The organism is Cupriavidus necator, assembly GCF_040578825.1.
In the GTDB taxonomy this organism is placed as follows: Bacteria; Pseudomonadota; Gammaproteobacteria; order Burkholderiales; family Burkholderiaceae; genus Cupriavidus; species Cupriavidus necator_E.
Genome location: NZ_JBEFLI010000084.1, coordinates 12,119 through 27,275, shown reverse-complemented (window position 1 = coordinate 27,275; position 15,157 = coordinate 12,119). Strand labels below are relative to the sequence as shown.

Here is a 15,157-nt window from a genome sequence, read left to right as displayed (position 1 = left end):
GGACAGATCTGAATCTGTAAATTGGGTAGATAACAAATGAAAATGTGGAAGAAGGCATCCGCAGTTTGTCTGGCAGGTGCGTCCCTGCTTGCCAGCCAGGCGGCGTCCGCGGTCAGCGACATGCCGGGCGGCCCCGCCGTGCGCCAGCTCAACCTGACCGAGCCCGTTACCAAGATCGCCGAACAGATTCACTGGCTGAACTGGATGATGCTGATCATCTGCACGGTGATCTTCGTCGCGGTGTTCGCCGTGATGTTCTATTCCATCTTCACGCACCGCAAGGCCAAGGGCTCCAAGCCGGCTTCCTTCCACGAGAGCATTACGGTCGAAGTGGTCTGGACCATCGTCCCGTTCCTGATCGTGATCGCGATGGCCTTGCCGGCCACCAAGACCGTGGTGGCGATGAAGGACACCACCAATTCCGACATCACCATCAAGGCCACCGGCTACCAGTGGAAGTGGGGCTATGACTACCTGAAGGGCGAAGGCGAGGGCATTTCCTTCGTGTCGACCCTGACCACCCCGCGCGAGCAGATCAACAACGAGCAGCCCAAGTCCAATACCTACCTGATGGAGGTGGACAACGAACTGGTTGTGCCGGTCAACAAGAAGATCCGCATCGTCACCACCGCCAACGACGTGATCCACGCCTGGATGGTCCCGGCCTTCGGCGTCAAGCAGGATGCGATCCCCGGCTTTGTGCGCGACACCTGGTTCAAGGCCGAGAAGACCGGCGTGTACCGCGGCCAGTGCGCCGAGCTGTGCGGCAAGGAACACGCCTTCATGCCGATCGTGGTGCGCGTGGTCTCCGACGCCGAGTACACCAAGTGGGTCGACGGCAAGAAGAAGGAATTGATGGCCAAGGCCGACGATCCCAACAAGACCTGGACGATGGACGAATCCAAGGTGCGCGGCGAGAAGGTCTACGCCGCCAACTGCGCGGTCTGCCACCAGCCCAACGGCAAGGGCGGCGGCGCGTTCCCGGCGCTGGACGGCTCCAAGCTGGTCAACGGCCCCAAGGCCGCCCAGATGCACATCCTGCTGGAAGGCAAGGGCGGCATGCCGTCGTGGAAGCAGCTTTCGGATACCGAGCTGGCCGCGGTCACGACCTATACGCGCAACGCCTGGAGCAACAAGACGGGCGAAGTGATCCAGCCGAGCGACTTCGTGGGTGCCCGTGCGGGCAAGTTCCCTGAAGGCGGCGGCGCGGCAGGCGGCGAGGCTCCCAAGGCCGAAGCCAAGCCAGCCGACAAGCAGGCCAGCCTCGCGGGCAACCGCGTCGCGGGCTGACCCGCTGAAGACAGAACAGGATTAGAGGAGCATTTGCGATGAGTACTGCTACCCCGGACGCGCTCGCCCATCCGCACGATCATGCGCATGACGACCACGCGCATGAACACCCGCATGGCTGGCGCCGCTGGCTGTTCGCCACCAACCACAAGGACATCGGCACGCTGTACCTGCTGTTCTCGTTCATCATGCTGCTGTCCGGCGGCGTGCTGGCGCTGCTGATCCGCCTGGAGCTGTTCGAGCCGGGCCTGCAGTTCTTCCGCCCCGAGCTGTTCAACCAGTTCACCACCATGCACGGCCTGGTGATGGTGTTCGGCGCGATCATGCCGGCCTTCGTCGGCTTCGCCAACTGGATGATCCCGCTGCAGGTCGGCGCGTCCGACATGGCGTTCGCGCGCATGAACAACTTCAGCTTCTGGCTGCTGCCGCCCGCCGCGCTGCTGCTGGCAGGTTCGTTCCTCGCCCCGGGCGGCGCCACCGCCGCCGGCTGGACCCTGTACGCGCCGCTGTCGGTGCAGATGGGCCCGGGCATGGACATGGCCATCTTCGCCATGCACATCATGGGCGCGTCGTCGATCATGGGCTCGATCAACATCATCGTGACCATCCTCAACATGCGCGCCCCCGGCATGACGCTGATGAAGATGCCGATGTTCTGCTGGACGTGGCTGATCACCGCCTACCTGCTGATCGCCGTGATGCCCGTGCTGGCCGGCGCCATCACCATGGTGCTGACCGACCGCCACTTCGGCACGAGCTTCTTCTCCGCCGCAGGCGGCGGCGACCCGGTGATGTACCAGCATATCTTCTGGTTCTTCGGCCACCCCGAGGTCTACATCATGATCCTGCCGGCGTTCGGGATCGTTTCGCAGGTGGTGCCCGCGTTCTCGCGCAAGCGCCTGTTCGGCTACAGCTCGATGGTGTACGCGACCGCCTCGATCGCCATCCTGTCGTTTATCGTGTGGGCTCACCACATGTTCACGACCGGCATGCCGGTGACCGGCCAGCTGTTCTTCATGTACGCGACCATGCTGATCGCGGTGCCGACGGCCGTGAAGATCTTCAACTGGATCGCCACCATGTGGCGCGGCTCGATGACCTTCGAGACCCCGATGCTGTTCGCGATCGGCTTTATCTTCGTGTTCACCATCGGCGGCTTCACCGGCCTGATGCCGGCCGTGGCCCCGGTCGACATCCAGCTGCAGGACACCTACTTCATCGTGGCGCACTTCCACTATGTGCTGGTGGCCGGCTCGCTGTTCGCGCTGTTCGCGGGCTTCTACTACTGGGGTCCGAAGTGGAGCGGTTTCATGTACAACGAAACCCGCGGCCAGATCCACTTCTGGGGTTCGATGATCTTCTTCAACGTAACCTTCTTCCCGATGCACTTCCTGGGCCTGGCCGGCATGCCGCGCCGCTATGCCGACTACCCGACCCAGTTCGCGGACTTCAACGCGATCGCGTCGATCGGTGCCCTGGGCTTCGGCCTGATGCAGGTGTATTTCTTCTTCTTCGTGGTGCTGCCGTCGTACCGTGGCGGCGAGAAGGCCGCGGACAAGCCGTGGGAAGGTGCCGAGGGCCTGGAATGGACCGTGCCGTCGCCGGCGCCGTTCCACACCTTTGAAGTGCCCCCGCAGGTCCGCTGACGCGGCGCCAGCGTAATCAGGCAGCGGGAGGCGGCGAAGTCCGCCTTCCGCGCCGGCAGTTAAGGAAATGATGCAGGCTCCAGACAAAAACCCATCACACCCGGACCAGAAAGCCGCCAACCGGCGCCTTGGCCTGATCCTGCTGTCGATCGTGGTGGTTTTCTTTTTGGGGTTCTTCGCCAAGATGATGTTCTTCGGCTGAAGCGGCAGGGTAGCGAAATGGGCATCGACCAGCAGGGCAGTGAAGCCAGGGAATCGGAGCGGCGGTTCAACCGCGGCATGATGCTGCGGCTGGTCGTGATCGTGGCCGTGATGTTCGGCTTCGGCTATGCGCTGGTGCCGCTGTACAAGAAGATCTGCGAGATCACCGGCATCAACGTGATCACCACGCGCGAACTGCATGGCGCGGTGAAGAACACGCAGGTCGACAAAAGCCGCACCATCACGGTGGAGTTCGATTCCAATGCGCGCGGGCCGTTCGCGTTCCGTCCGGTGAAGAACAGCATGGAAGTGCACCCGGGCGAGATGGCGACGATCGTCTATGAGGTGGCCAACGGGCAGCCGCGCGATATCTCGGCGCAGGCGATCCCGAGCTACGCACCCAAGCAGGCGACCCAGTATTTCATGAAGCTGGAGTGCTTCTGCTTCAAGCAGCAGACGCTCAAGGCGAAAGAGGCGCGCGAGATGCCGGTGGTGTTCGTGATCGATCCCGCGCTGCCCAAGGATGTGAAGAACATTACGCTGTCGTACACCTTCTTCGAGGTGGGCACGCCGGTGGCGCAGGCGCCCGAAGGCCAGTTGGCGCCGCCGCCGCAGGTCCCGGCGGGCAAGGGCATCTGACGCGGCCAGTGCATGGCGCGTTTGCAGAGGACGGGCGATGGAAAAGATGAAGGACGCGGTCAAGCGCAAGATGTCGTTCGGGCAGACCATGCGCGCGGTGCTGTGGTCGTTCATCGGGCTGCGCAAGGGCGCGGAGCACGAGCGCGACATGGCGCGGCTGAACCCGGTGCATGTCGTCGTCGCCGGCGTGATCGCCGCGGCCATCTTCATCGCGGTGCTGGTCGTCATCGTGCGCATGGTGGTGAGCCAGGCGGCAGGGTAGTAGCAGGCAGGAAAGGTAGACAAGAAAGCAGTCGCAGGCAGTCGCAGAACAAAACAGCCGCAGCGGCGGGGCCGGCCCAGAGGAGGCGGGTGGCCCGCAGCGCCAAAGCGCGGATAACGAATACCGAATCAAAGACTCTGAGCTGGAGATAAAAGAATGAGTGCGAATCGCGCAAACGCTCCGTACTACTTCGTACCGGGCCCGTCGCGCCACCCGATCACGGCAAGCTTCGGCCTGCTGCTGGCGGGCGCGGGCGCCGCCGGTTGGGTAAACGGGCAGCCCTGGGCGCCGTATGTGTGCGGCGTCGGCCTGCTGTGGTTCCTGTTCGTGCTCAAGAGCTGGTTCGGCGACGCCATCACCGAGTCCGAGGGCGGCCTGTACGGCAAGAACATCGACTTGTCGTTCCGCTGGTCGATGGGCTGGTTTATCTTCTCCGAAGTGATGTTCTTCGGCGCCTTCTTCGGCGCGCTGTTCTACGCCCGCGCCATCGCCATGCCGTGGCTGGGCGACCTGAACAACAAGATCCTGTGGCCAGACTTTGCCGCGGTGTGGCCCAACGTGGGGCCGGCCGGCGTGGTGGAATCGTTCCAGACCATGGGCCCGTGGCCGATCCCGACCATCAACACCGCGCTGCTGCTGATGTCGGGCGTGACGCTGACCTGGGCGCACCACGCGCTGCTGGCCGGCAAGCGCAGCCAGCTGATCCAGGGCATGGTGCTGACCATCCTGCTGGGCGCGATCTTCATGTGCCTGCAGGTGTATGAGTACATGCACGCCTACTCGGACCTGAACCTGAAGCTGACCTCGGGCATCTACGGTTCGACCTTCTTCCTGCTGACCGGCTTCCACGGCTTCCATGTGACCATGGGCGCGATCATGCTGGCGGTGGTGCTGGGCCGCGTGCTCAAGGGCCATTTCACGCCGGAGAACCACTTCGCGTTCGAAGGCGCCGCCTGGTACTGGCACTTCGTTGACGTGGTGTGGCTGTTGCTCTACGTGGTGGTGTACTGGCTGTAAGCTGCACCTGCCCGCCGGCGCGTCCCGTCACCCGGGGCCGCCGGCGCGGACGCAAAAGAGAAACGCCGCAGGAGGCCGGCCAGCCTGCGGCGTTTGTCTTTTGCGGCCCCGGTGTTTCAGGGCGTCATGCGGATGCCGGTGCTGTGGATCCAGCCCATCCAGTGCGAGAACAGGATGAACAGGAACAGCGCCACCGAGAAGCCCACGCGCAGCATCAGCGAGCGCATCATGTTGGGCGTCTTGCCGCGGTCGCGCATCATGAAGAACAGGGCGGAGGCCAGGCTGGCAATGATCAGGATGAAGGCGACAATGATGACAAAGCGCATGGCGGGGCAGGTTGGCTGCGGATCGTGCCGCGGTCTCGGTATTGGACAGGCCCATTATCGCACCAGCCGGGCAGTCGTCTCGTTCGCATCGCCGCACAGCGCGGCCTGCCGATGAACCTGCGCCGTCTCTTCAGCGCTGTGCCCCCGTTGCCGCTGGCTGCGGCGCTGGTGGTGATCGCGGTGACCTGCGCGCTGGGCAACTGGCAGCTCAACCGCGCGCATGAGAAGGAAGTGCGCGCCGCGCGGCTGCAGGCGCTGGCGGCGCAGCCGCCGGTAGTGCTGGGCACCGCACCGCTGGCGCAGCCCGCGACCGACCGCACCATACGCGTGACCGGGCGCTTCGACACGGCCCGCACCGTATTGCTGGATAATCGCCCCCACGGCAATGGCGGCGACAGCCGCGCCGGCTTCCTGGTGCTGACGCCGCTGCAGATCACCGCGCCCGCGGGTGATGCCGGTGTCATGCAGGCAGTGCTGGTGCTGCGTGGCTGGCTGCCGCGCGATGCGCAGGACCGTAGCCGGATTGCGCCGTTCCCGACGCCCGCTGGCGAAATCACCATCGAGGGCACGGCACTGGCGGCCGTGCCGCGGGTCTACAGCCTTGGCCAGGCAGCCAGCGCGGAAGCCGGCAGCAAGATCCGCCAGAACGTGGAAATCGCCGCGTATGCCGCCGAAACCGGGCTGGCGCTGCACCCGCTGGTGGTCGAGCAGCGTAACGACACCGGCGATGGCCTGGCGCGCGACTGGGCGCCGGCAGACCTTGGCGCCGACCGGCACTACGGCTACGCGTTCCAGTGGTTCGGGCTGGCCGCGCTGACGGTGGTGCTGGTGATCGTATTGGGCTGGCGCCGCGCGCGCCGGCCGGCGGCAGGCACGGCCGCACCCTGAAACGAATGAACCGGCCGCACGCGCTCCCTCCGGGGCGCGTGCGCTTGCCGAAACAAAGGACAGACGTACCCATGGCACAGCACGACTCCGCCCCGGCCCCCGCCGTCACGGCTTCGCCGCCGGATTCCCGCATCGACGCGCGCACGCGCCGCGGCCGCCTGCAGATGCTGCTGCTGCTGCTGGTGTGCGCGTCGCCGGTGATTGCCTCCTACTTCACCTATTACGTGATCAAGCCACGCGGCGGCGCCACCAACTACGGCGCGCTGGTCGACCCGCAGCGGCCGATGCCGCCGGTGCGGGTCACCGACGAGCGCGGGCAGGCCGTGCCGCTGGAGCAGTTCCGCGGCAAATGGCTGCTGGTGACGTCGGATCCGTCCGCCTGCGATGAGGCCTGCGCGAAGAAGCTCTTCACCATCCGCCAGATCCGCGCTGGCCAGGGGCAGGACCGCGAGCGCATCGTGCCGGTGTGGCTGATCACCGACGAGGGCGCGATCGACCAGCGCCTGACCGCCGCCTACAACGAGCCCTACGCCGGCGTGCGCTTTCTGCGCATCGACCGCCAGGCCGCGCAGCAATGGCTCCCCGCCGAGCCGGGCAAGCGCGCCGAGGACACCATCTTCCTGGTCGATCCGCTCGGCAACCTGATGATGCGCTTCCCGCAGGACCCGGATCCCAAGAAGATGAGCGGCGACCTGAAGAAGCTGCTCAAGGTTTCGCGGATCGGCTGAGGGGGACGGCATGCTGCTGCAACTGGCCATCATCGGCATCCTGATCGCGCTGCTGCCCCTGTGCTACGTGCTGGTCAAGGGCGATCGTAACAAATATCGCAAGCTGGTCTGGATCACCGCGTTCCTGACACTGGACCTGATCATGTTCGGCAGCTTCACGCGGCTGACTGACTCCGGCCTGGGCTGCCCGGACTGGCCTGGCTGCTACGGCCACTCCAACCCGCATGCGGCGCTGGAGCCGATCCGCGCCGCCGAAACGGCGCTGCCAAGCGGACCGGTGACGCTGGTGAAGGCGTGGATCGAGATGATCCACCGCTATTTCGCCATGGCGGTGGGCGTGCTGATCATCGCGCTGATGGTGCTGGCGTGGGTCAAGCGGCGCGAGCTGAAACAGTCGCCGTGGTTCGCCACCGGCGTGCTGCTGCTGGTGTGCGTGCAGGGCGCATTCGGCGCCTTTACCGTGACCATGAAGCTGCAGCCGATCATCGTGGTCACGCACCTGATGCTGGGCATGGGCCTGCTGGCGGCGCTGATCTGGCTGGGCTCGCGCAGCGACCCCCCGCACCTCGTCGCGCCGCAGGCGGCGCGGCTGCGCTGGCCGGTGCGCATCGGGCTGCTGCTGCTGGTGATCCAGATCTTCCTGGGCGGCTGGGTCAGCACCAACTACGCGGTGCTGGCCTGCACGGATTTCCCGCTGTGCAACGGGCAACTGGTGCCCGAGATGGACTTTGCCCACGGCTTCACGCTGTGGCGACCGCTTGGCATGACCGCCGACGGTGCATACATCCCGCATGCGGCGCTGGTAGCCATCCACTGGGTGCACCGCGGCTTTGCCTTTGTCGTGCTGGGCTACCTGGCGTGGTTCGGGCTGCGCGCGCGCCGGCTCGAAGGGCTGGACCGCGCCGCCGGGTGGCTGCTGGCCGTGCTGGCGCTGCAACTGGCCACCGGACTATCCAATATCATGCTCGACTGGCCCCTGGTGGCAGCGGTCGCGCACAACGGCGGGGCGGCGGTGCTGCTGCTGCTGTTGGTCCGCCTCCACTACAATATAGCCCTCGCGACCCGGGCCGCCGGCGCCCCCGCTGCCGTGCCGAACGCCGCCCGCGCCACATGAAAGAGAAGACCCCTTCCGTGGTTACCGCTACACACCCCCATTCGCTGGGCAAGCTGAGCCGGATCCGGCACCTTGCCCGCCAATATGCCGCCCTGACCAAGCCGCGTGTGACGCAGCTGGCAGTGTTCTGCGCCATCATCGGCATGTTCCTGGCCACGCCCGGCATGGTGCCGTGGCGCGTGCTGATCGGCGGCGCCGCGGGCATCTGGCTGCTGGCCGGCGCCGCGTTCGCCATCAATTGCCTGGTCGAGCAGAAGATCGACGCGCTGATGCGCCGCACCGCCTGGCGCCCGTCGGCCACCGGCGAGATCACCACGCCCCAGACGCTGACGTTCTCGGCCATCCTGGGCGGTGCCGGCATGTGGCTGCTGCACGAGTTCGCCAACGACCTGACCATGTGGCTGACCTTCGCCACGTTCCTTGGCTACGCGGTGGTCTACACCATCCTGCTCAAGCCCGCCACGCCGCAGAACATCGTGATCGGCGGGCTGTCCGGCGCGATGCCGCCGGCGCTGGGCTGGGCTGCCGTGGCCGGCGAAGTGCCGGCCGAGGCCTGGTTCCTGGTGCTGATCATCTTCACCTGGACCCCGCCGCACTTCTGGGCGCTGGCGCTGTACCGCCGCGCCGACTACGCCAAGTCCGGCCTGCCGATGCTGCCGGTCACGCACGGCGAGCGCTACACGCTGCTGCATATCCTGCTGTACACGCTGATCATGATCGCGGCGACGCTGCTGCCCTTTGTCTACGGCATGAGCGGCTACATCTACCTGGCGGCCGCGCTGGCGCTGGGCGCCGGCTTCCTGGGCTACGCCTGGAAGATGTACCGCAACTATTCGGACGAGCTGGCGCAGCGCACTTTCCGCTTTTCGATCCTGTACCTGTCGCTGCTGTTCGCGGCGCTGCTGGTCGACCATTACTTCAAGTTCGTGCCGCAGGTCTGAGCCATCGCCTGACTGGGCCGGCTGCGTCATCTTGTCGCGGCCGGCGCCCGCTGACGGTGCGATGGGCGATACTGCGTGATGCCCGCCGCGCATGCGGCGATCCGTTTCCCCGCAATCCCCTGACCCTGTTCCCGCCGCATGCCTCGCCTTAGCCCCGCCTCCGGCCTTCTCAGTGCCCTTCGACGCTTCTCCCTGCTGGCCGCGTTAGCGCTGGCGGTGGCCGCCTGCGGGCAGCAGAAGGCATCGTTCCGCAATGTCGATATCAGCGGCGCCGCGGACTTCGGCAAGGATTTCGCGTTGACCGACCATACCGGCAAGGTGCGCCACATTGCCGACTACAAGGGCAAGGCGGTGGTGATGTTCTTCGGCTACACCCACTGCCCGGACGTGTGCCCGACCACCATGGCCGAACTCAAGGCGGTGATGGAGAAGATGGGGCCCGATGCCGACCGCGTGCAGGTGCTGTTCGTGACGGTGGACCCCGAGCGCGACACGCAGGCGCTGCTGGCGCAGTACGTACCGGCGTTCGATCCGCGCTTCGTGGGCCTGCGCCCGGCCGACGAGGCCGCGCTGCAGAAGGTGGCCAAGGACTTCAAGGTGTTCTACGCCAAGGTGCCGGGTTCGTCGCCCAACAACTACACGGTGGATCACTCCGCCGGCAGCTATGTGTTCGATCCCAACGGCCGCCTGCGCCTGTTCATCCGCCACGGCCAGGGCCCCGAACCGATCGCCCACGACCTGAAACAGCTGCTGTCGTGACCTGACGGGTGCGGCATAACGCCGCAGCTGTGTCAGCTTGCCGCAGCCCCGCAGCCAAACAAAAAGGCCGGTCCAATGGACCGGCCTTTTGCTTGCGGCGAGGCTGCGTGATCAGGCGAAGGCCTGCAGCGCGCCCTTCATCTTCTTCATCGCCGCGGCCTCGATCTGGCGGATGCGCTCGGCCGATACGCCGAACTCGGCGGCCAGGTCATGCAGCGTGGCGCCGCCCGAGCCGTCGTCCTCGACGTTCAGCCAGCGTGCCTCGATGATGCGGCGGCTGCGCTCGTCCAGCTTGGCCAGCGCCTCTTCCAGGCCCTCGACCTGCATGCGGTCCTGGCGCTTGGCTTCCATCACGCGCGTGGGCTCGTTATGGTTGTCGGCCAGGTAGGCGATGGGGGCGAATTCCTCCTCGCCATCGTCGACCTGGCCTTCCAGCGCCAGGTCGCCACCCGACAGGCGGGTTTCCATCTCCATCACTTCTTCGGGCTTGACGTTCAGCTCGCGCGCCACCGCCTCGACCTGCTCCGGCGTGAACGTGTGCGAGCCCTGCTTGTGGCTGCGCAGGTTGAAGAACAGCTTGCGCTGGGCCTTGGTGGTCGCCACCTTGACCATGCGCCAGTTCTTCAGCACGTACTCGTGAATTTCGGCCTTGATCCAGTGGATCGCATACGACACCAGGCGCACGCCCTGGTCGGGGTCGAAGCGCTTGACCGCCTTCATCAGGCCGATATTGCCTTCCTGGATCAGGTCGGCGTGCGGCAGGCCGTAGCCCAGGTACTGGCGGGCGATCGACACGACCAGGCGCAGGTGGGACATCACCAGGCGGCGGGCCGCGTCAACGGAATCGTGATCGCGAAGCTCGCGCGCCAGGCGCTGCTCTTCCTCCGCGGTCAGCATCGGAATTCGGTGGACAGCCTGGATATAGCTGTCGAGATTGCCCAGCGTGGCCGGGAAGGTCAGCGCCAGGCTACCCCCATTCTTCGGGGCCGTCGGCAGACGGCTGGGGGTCAGGGTTTGGTCGGCAGACAAGACTGCGTTCACTCAATGGCTCCTTTCGCATCCGGCGGTTCGGTTGCCGGTGCGCCGCGCCTGTCCCGTTGGGATCGGACGGCGGCACTGCAACGCATCTTAGCACTCAGGCCGGGTGAGTGCTAATTGGAGGGCCTGATGGTCACGATAGTTCCCTTCGATTGCGTAGGCTCATGGCATAGTTAAATCCATGGCAAGCGCCGTCGGGGATACTCATGGCAGGTCGCACTCAGGGTTAGAGCAGGGCCGGTGCTCCCGGTTCTGCCCGCTGGTGGAATGATTTGTTGCACCAGCGGCTACACTCGACGCAAGCGGCGGCTCGCTGGCATATTGGCGAGCCTCTCTCATTCACCGGAGGCGTTATGTCTGCTATCGAACACTTGCTCAAGCCGCATGTGCGCGACCTGGGGGATTTCACGGTGCGCCGGCTGTTGCCGGCGGCCGCCACCCAGACCGTCGGCCCGTTTATCTTCTTCGATCATATGGGCCCGGTGCAACTGCCGCCGGGCGAGGGCGCCGATGTGCGCCCGCATCCGCATATCGGGCTGGCCACGGTCACGTATATGTTCGAGGGCGAGATTATCCACCGCGACAGCCTCGGCAGCGAGCAGGCGATCCGCCCCGGCGACGTCAACTGGATGACCGCCGGCCACGGCATCGTGCATTCCGAGCGCTCGCCCGACCATGTGCGCGCAGCCGGGGCACGGCTGCACGGCATCCAGACCTGGGTGGCGCTGCCGCAATCGCACGAGGCCGACGAGCCGTCATTCTTCCACCATCCGGCCGAGACGCTGCCGCGCATCGAGCGGCCCGGCGTGCGCATGACGGTGATCGCCGGCGATGCCTACGGCAAGACCTCGCCGGTGAAGGTGTTCAGCCGGACGCTGTACGTGGCAATCGAGCTGGACGCGGGCGCCAGCGTGGAAATCCCGGCCGAGCACGCCCAGCGCGGACTCTATCCGGTGGATGGGGCGGTGACGCTGGATGGTGAGCCGCTGCCGGCGGAGCATATGGTGGTGCTGACGCCCGGTCAGAGCGCGACGCTGCTGGCGACGGCGCCGTCGCGGGTGATGCTGCTGGGTGGCGATCCGACCGATGGGCGGCGCTTTATCTACTGGAATTTCGTGGCGAGCAGCAAGGAAGCGATCGAGGCGGCGGCGCGGCGGTGGGAGGATGACCAGTTTCCGCGGGTGCCGGGCGATGAGACGGAGAGGATTCCGTTGCCGCCGAGGAAGCCTTGAGGTGAGCCTGCCCCCGAGGCAGAAGAGGAGAGCGGTTTTGGAAGGGATTCGTTTGGCGGGGGCAAGCTCACACAGCCCTTATTCACACCGGACTAGCCCAGGTCACCCGCGTCCCTTGGCGCAGGCACTCGCGAATCGCCTCGATCTGAGTCAAGATCGGCCCCGGCACCGCCACAACACCCTCCAGCACCCGCCGTATCCACACCACGGTCTGGTCCACATCGCTGCCAGGCGGCAGCTCCGGCACCTCGGGCAGCGAGCCCCCGGCAGGATCGACCAGCGTCTGCTGGTGCCCTTCATGCAGCCAGTCGATGCGGCTGGTGCGGCGCGCATCGGCCACCACTTCGCCTTCGGTGCCGCGCGCCAGCAGCACGTTGGCGGGTTCGTGCGAGAAGTAATCCGTCAGCGTCTCGCGGTATTCCGGATGCGTGTAGCTGTACAGCCGCAGCCCCTCGGCGGGCGAGTGCTCGCCCACCGGCTGCAGCATCTTGGCGACGGTGTGCGAGGAATTGCGCAGCCCTATGACGGTGCGCCGGTCCAGCAGTTGCGACAGGCCGGGCGACAGCACGTCGACCGGCAGCACCGCCAGCGGCCCGTGGTCCGTGCCATCGCGCAGCCGCGCCGAAGCCTCGGCGGTGGTCGTGCACAACGGAATGCCCAGCGCCTCGAACAGCGTCATGCTGGTCACGCGGCCGTTGAATACGCGCGAGCCGTGCACCAGCACCGGGATGCCCTCGCGCGCCAGCAGCAGCGCCAGCAGGGGCACCAGGTTGGGCTGCTTGCGCGCGCCGTTGTAGCTGGGGATCACCACCACTTGGCGATCCGGAGGACCCGGCAGCGGCTCGCAGTGCGCATGGGCGGCCTCGAGCATGCCGGCCAGTTCGTGCGGGGCCTCGCCCTTGATGCGGTAGGCCATCAGGATGGCGCCGAGCTCGACCTCGGACACGCGTCCGGCCAGCATGGCGTCAAACAGGGTCTGGGCGTCCTCGCGCGGCAGCGCGCGGGCGCCGTTGACGCCGCGGCCGATCTCCTTGATATAGCGGGCGGCGGGGAAGGGGGCAGCAGTGGTCATGGCGGCGTGGGGGAGAGTCGGTTCTGGGTTCATGATAGCGGAGCGGCACCGCCACGCCCATCGCCGCCGATGGGCGTGGCAGCCAGCGCGAGGGCTAGTGTCCTGTTCCGCAAATACCTTGCCATGAAATCGCCCAGTTGGCCGCCATGCGTCGTTGCTCGTCGTTGCCATAGCTACGGCTATGGCGCCTCCTCGCGCCTAGCCTGACGACCAACTGGACGATTTCATTTTGGCAAGCTATCTACGGAACAGGACACTAGGCCGCTTCCTGCAGCGCCGGGTTGCGCTGCTTGCGGTAGAGGAAGTCCAGCACCGCGGTGCGGCAGGCGTGGTAGGTCTTGTCGTCGGCCAGCGCGACGCGGTCGCGCGGGCGCGGCAGGTCAACCTTGAGGATCTCGCCGATGGTGGCCGCGGGGCCGTTGGTCATCATCACGATGCGATCGGCCAGCAGCACGGCCTCGTCGACATCGTGGGTCACCATCACCACGGTGCTGTGCGTGCGCGCGACGATCTTGATCAGCTCGTCCTGCAGGTGCGCGCGCGTGAGCGCATCGAGCGCGCCGAAGGGCTCGTCCATCAGCAGCACCTTGGGCGCCATCGCCAGCGCGCGCGCAATGCCCACGCGCTGCTTCATGCCACCGGAGATCTCGTGCGGGTACTTGTTCTCGGCATGTGTCAGGCCCACCAGCGCCAGCGTGTCATGCGTGCGTGCCGTGAGCTGCGCCTTGTTTTCGACGGTGGCGAACACGCGCTCGACGCCCAGGTACACGTTTTCGAAGCAAGTCAGCCACGGCAGCAGCGAATGGTTCTGGAACACCACCGCGCGCTCCGGCCCCGGCCCGGCGATCTCGCGCCCCGCGCAGATCAGCGCGCCGGTGGTGGGGGTGGCCAGTCCCGCGATCAGGTTCAGCAGCGTGGACTTGCCGCAGCCGGAATGGCCGATCAGCGTGATGAATTCCCCCTCGGCGATCTGCAGGTTGATATCGCGCAGCGCCACGAACGGCCCCTTGCGCGTCTTGAAGGTCTGTCCGACGTCTTCGATGCTGACGAACTTTTGCATGGCTTTTCTCCCCTCTGTCCCGCGTGTCAGTTGGTGCCGTAGCTGAAGCGCCTGGCCAGCGCCAGCAGCGCATGCTCGAGCAGCAGGCCGATGATGCCGATCACAAAGATGGCGATCACGATGTGCTCGACCTTCAGGTTGTTCCACTCGTCCCACAGCCAGAAGCCGATGCCGGTGCCACCGGTCAGCATCTCGGCCGCGACGATCACCAGCCAGGCGGTGCCGATCGACAGCCGCACGCCGGTCAGCATGTACGGCAGCACCGCCGGGAACAGCACGCGCGTGAACACCTTCCACTCGGACAGATCCAGCACGCGCGCCACGTTCAGGTAGTCCTGCGGCACACGCGTGACGCCCACTGCGGTATTGATCACCATCGGCCAGATCGAGCAGATAAAGATCGCCCAGATCGCGGCCGGGTTGGCGGCCTTGAACAGCAGCAGCCCGATCGGCAGCCACGCCAGCGGCGACACCGGACGCAGCAGGCTGATCACCGGCGCGGTCATCGCGTTCAGGAACGCGAAGCGCCCGATCACGAAGCCGGCCGGGATGCCGATCACCGCGGCCAGGCCGAAGCCCGCAGCCACGCGCGCCAGCGACGCCAGCACGTTCCAGCCGATGCCCTGGTCATTGGGCCCGTTGCGGTAGAACGGGTCGGCAAACAGCGGCACCGCGGCGTTCCACGTCGCGCCCGGCGTGGGAATCGCCGGGATCAGCGTGGCGATGCCGTGCCACGCCAGCACGAACAGGGCAAAGCCCAGTACCGGCGGCACGGTTTTCAGCACCAGCGCGCCGAGTGCGTCGCGGCGCTGCGCGCGCCGCTCCTGCGCGGCGAGTTCCTGCTCGCGCCGGCGAGCCCGTTCCTTGATGTCAGGGTCGGCCGGGGCGGCCAGGGTTGCGCCTTCGGGCGCGGTATGGGCGATGGCATTCACGTCTGGCTCCTT

The 15,157-nt window shown here is 66.3% G+C and carries 17 protein-coding genes; 12 read left to right on the top strand and 5 right to left on the bottom strand.

Annotated elements, in window-relative coordinates; genetic code table 11:
* The first annotated feature begins 36 nt into the window (after positions 1 to 36).
* From coxB to AB1I47_RS29100, 6 genes are all read left to right on the top strand, one after another.
* Entirely contained in the window at positions 37 to 1,290 is a 1,254-nt protein-coding gene (gene coxB / locus AB1I47_RS29125; protein ID WP_354687158.1) for a cytochrome c oxidase subunit II, read from the top strand.
* A gap of 38 nt (positions 1,291 to 1,328) precedes the next feature.
* A complete protein-coding gene (gene ctaD, locus AB1I47_RS29120) occupies positions 1,329 to 2,936 on the top strand; it encodes a cytochrome c oxidase subunit I (RefSeq protein ID WP_354687157.1) in 1,608 nt (535 codons plus the stop codon).
* 70 nt (positions 2,937 to 3,006) lie between these two features.
* The gene (locus AB1I47_RS29115; RefSeq protein ID WP_354687160.1) at positions 3,007 to 3,138 is read left to right on the top strand and encodes a cytochrome oxidase small assembly protein; all 132 of its coding nucleotides are present in this window, start codon (positions 3,007 to 3,009) and stop codon (positions 3,136 to 3,138) included.
* Positions 3,139 to 3,155: 17 nt separating this feature from the next.
* Positions 3,156 to 3,776, top strand: a complete 621-nt coding sequence (locus AB1I47_RS29110; RefSeq protein WP_354687156.1) for a cytochrome c oxidase assembly protein — start codon at positions 3,156 to 3,158, stop codon at positions 3,774 to 3,776.
* A gap of 37 nt (positions 3,777 to 3,813) precedes the next feature.
* The gene (locus tag AB1I47_RS29105; RefSeq protein WP_354687155.1) at positions 3,814 to 4,038 is read left to right on the top strand and encodes a DUF2970 domain-containing protein; all 225 of its coding nucleotides are present in this window, start codon (positions 3,814 to 3,816) and stop codon (positions 4,036 to 4,038) included.
* A 156-nt stretch (positions 4,039 to 4,194) separates the two neighbouring features.
* Positions 4,195 to 5,055 (top strand): cytochrome c oxidase subunit 3, encoded by an 861-nt coding sequence (locus AB1I47_RS29100; protein ID WP_354687154.1) that lies wholly within the window; start codon positions 4,195 to 4,197, stop codon positions 5,053 to 5,055.
* A gap of 116 nt (positions 5,056 to 5,171) precedes the next feature.
* Here AB1I47_RS29100 and AB1I47_RS29095 read toward each other — a convergent pair whose 3' ends face one another.
* Complete coding sequence (locus tag AB1I47_RS29095; protein ID WP_354687153.1) at positions 5,172 to 5,381, bottom strand: twin transmembrane helix small protein; 210 nt, start codon at positions 5,379 to 5,381, stop codon at positions 5,172 to 5,174.
* A 111-nt stretch (positions 5,382 to 5,492) separates the two neighbouring features.
* Here AB1I47_RS29095 and AB1I47_RS29090 point away from each other — a divergent pair, with 111 nt between their 5' ends.
* The 5 genes from AB1I47_RS29090 to AB1I47_RS29070 all read left to right on the top strand — a co-directional run bounded on the left by AB1I47_RS29090 (position 5,493) and on the right by AB1I47_RS29070 (position 9,811).
* Entirely contained in the window at positions 5,493 to 6,269 is a 777-nt protein-coding gene (locus tag AB1I47_RS29090) for an SURF1 family protein (RefSeq protein ID WP_354687152.1), read from the top strand.
* 71 nt (positions 6,270 to 6,340) lie between these two features.
* Complete coding sequence (locus AB1I47_RS29085) at positions 6,341 to 6,997, top strand: SCO family protein (protein WP_354687151.1); 657 nt, start codon at positions 6,341 to 6,343, stop codon at positions 6,995 to 6,997.
* Positions 6,998 to 7,007: 10 nt separating this feature from the next.
* A complete protein-coding gene (locus AB1I47_RS29080; RefSeq protein WP_354687150.1) occupies positions 7,008 to 8,111 on the top strand; it encodes a COX15/CtaA family protein in 1,104 nt (367 codons plus the stop codon).
* Entirely contained in the window at positions 8,108 to 9,052 is a 945-nt protein-coding gene (cyoE, locus tag AB1I47_RS29075) for a heme o synthase (RefSeq protein ID WP_354687149.1), read from the top strand. The genes AB1I47_RS29080 and cyoE overlap by 4 nt, the downstream gene beginning before the upstream one ends.
* A 138-nt stretch (positions 9,053 to 9,190) precedes the next feature.
* Complete coding sequence (locus AB1I47_RS29070) at positions 9,191 to 9,811, top strand: SCO family protein (protein ID WP_354687148.1); 621 nt, start codon at positions 9,191 to 9,193, stop codon at positions 9,809 to 9,811.
* A 111-nt stretch (positions 9,812 to 9,922) separates the two neighbouring features.
* Here AB1I47_RS29070 and rpoH read toward each other — a convergent pair whose 3' ends face one another.
* On the bottom strand, positions 9,923 to 10,852 hold the full coding sequence (rpoH, locus tag AB1I47_RS29065; RefSeq protein ID WP_407935930.1) for an RNA polymerase sigma factor RpoH: 930 nt from the start codon (positions 10,850 to 10,852) through the stop codon (positions 9,923 to 9,925).
* A gap of 350 nt (positions 10,853 to 11,202) precedes the next feature.
* On the opposite strand from rpoH, the gene AB1I47_RS29060 reads away from it, so the two are divergent.
* The gene (locus AB1I47_RS29060) at positions 11,203 to 12,081 is read left to right on the top strand and encodes a pirin family protein (RefSeq protein ID WP_354687147.1); all 879 of its coding nucleotides are present in this window, start codon (positions 11,203 to 11,205) and stop codon (positions 12,079 to 12,081) included.
* A gap of 82 nt (positions 12,082 to 12,163) precedes the next feature.
* Here AB1I47_RS29060 and ybiB read toward each other — a convergent pair whose 3' ends face one another.
* From ybiB to ntrB, 3 genes are all read right to left on the bottom strand, one after another.
* Positions 12,164 to 13,186: a DNA-binding protein YbiB gene (gene ybiB, locus AB1I47_RS29055; protein WP_407935929.1), complete on the bottom strand. Its 1,023-nt coding sequence runs from the start codon at positions 13,184 to 13,186 to the stop codon at positions 12,164 to 12,166.
* A 223-nt stretch (positions 13,187 to 13,409) separates the two neighbouring features.
* Positions 13,410 to 14,213, bottom strand: a complete 804-nt coding sequence (locus AB1I47_RS29050; RefSeq protein WP_354687145.1) for an ABC transporter ATP-binding protein — start codon at positions 14,211 to 14,213, stop codon at positions 13,410 to 13,412.
* Between the two features lie 26 nt (positions 14,214 to 14,239).
* The gene (ntrB, locus tag AB1I47_RS29045; RefSeq protein WP_354687144.1) at positions 14,240 to 15,145 is read right to left on the bottom strand and encodes a nitrate ABC transporter permease; all 906 of its coding nucleotides are present in this window, start codon (positions 15,143 to 15,145) and stop codon (positions 14,240 to 14,242) included.
* Positions 15,146 to 15,157: the final 12 nt, after the last annotated feature.